2 protein-coding genes and 1 tRNA gene are annotated in these 1208 nt (G+C 60.5%); 2 read left to right on the forward strand and 1 reads right to left on the reverse strand.

Annotation, left to right across the window (positions count from 1 at the left end):
* The first annotated feature begins 286 nt into the window (after positions 1–286).
* Entirely contained in the window at positions 287–538 is a 252-nt protein-coding gene (locus MKL01_RS12390) for a 3',5'-cyclic-nucleotide phosphodiesterase (RefSeq protein ID WP_243905525.1), read from the forward strand.
* A gap of 133 nt (positions 539–671) precedes the next feature.
* Entirely contained in the window at positions 672–830 is a 159-nt protein-coding gene (locus tag MKL01_RS12395; protein WP_243905526.1) for a hypothetical protein, read from the forward strand.
* Between the two features lie 14 nt (positions 831–844).
* Here MKL01_RS12395 and MKL01_RS12400 read toward each other — a convergent pair.
* Positions 845–920: transfer RNA gene (locus tag MKL01_RS12400), tRNA-Cys, on the reverse strand.
* Between the last annotated feature and the right edge of the window lie 288 nt (positions 921–1208).

Consider the following 1208-nt stretch of genomic DNA (forward strand, 5'->3'; position numbering starts at 1 on the left):
CCTAGAGACTAACTGTGCTGGGGACGCCCTCGCGTTCTGCGCCGGCATCGATCCGAACAGCCCGCAAATGGACGCCTGCTTCAAGAAGAATATGAGCCGAATGTCCCCAGGCTGCCGTCGCGCCATCGATGCCTATGAGAAAGCCAGCGGTAAGTAGCCACCCGACTGTTCGATCATAGCCCGAATGCTGCGGAGGGGGGCCGAGCCTCGGCTTCGGAGGCGGAAGGGATAGATCACCGATCCTGGCCGTTAGCGCATCGATGAACTCCTCCGACCGGTATCCAATATGCGCAGCACCATCCTCGCTCTAGGCTTAATTACCGTAGCGACTTCCGGCCTCGCGGCTCCTGACGCGTCCGCCTCAAAGCGTGGCAACAAGGATTTGAAGACCTACTGCTCCGGTGATGCGGTCACCTTTTGCAGCGGCAACGATCCGGACAGCTCCGAGATGGACGCCTGTTTTAAGAAAAATATGGACAAAATCTCAGAGAACTGCCGGCGTGCAATCACGGCCTACAAGGGGAGCGGGGGCAAGTAGTGGCCGCCCTATGCTTGCGGGACGAAGGCTGATAATTCCATCACTTGGTCACAGGAGCGTCTAGAGGGTGATCACAGGCCCACAGCTCCGCGCAGCACGCGTTTCGATTGGCTGGAAACCCAGGATTTTCGCGATGCGGGCGAAGGTACCTGTCAGTGTCGTGCACCGGGCGGAGAACAGCCCCAGCGAGCCGCTGATAACAGTCGCGCAGTTGATGGCCCTGATGAAGGCCCTGTGGGCTGCTAGCGCCAGCTTCTCGCCTGCTAATCCTGATGTGCTGCTGGACCAGTGAACGGCAGGTTTGTTTGGAGGCCGGGGTCCGGAGTCGAACCGGACGTGCGAAGCGTTGCAGGCTCCTGGCTGGACACTCACCCACCTGGCCGCTCTCTTTGCACCATGCGGTGACGGCAGGCTCAAGGTCGTGCAACGACGGATCCCCAGATGTTCGCTGATAGCCTTAGCGGCTCTCTACCAGTGAGGGTAATCGGCATTGAATTCATTCCCGAGAATGGCGGCGGGGCCGGGATCCTGACCTGACCGGCTGGCTTTGGACCGGGCTGATTGAGAGGATCAGCCAGGATCGAAGGAGTCGGACATGCGGCGAGGTCAGAAGACGAGCGCGGAGCAGGTGGTGCTGAAGCTGCGCCAGATCGTCGATCCGGCCACCGGC

This window comes from Methylobacterium sp. J-070 (genome assembly GCF_022829385.1).
In the GTDB taxonomy this organism is placed as follows: domain Bacteria; phylum Pseudomonadota; class Alphaproteobacteria; order Rhizobiales; family Beijerinckiaceae; genus Methylobacterium.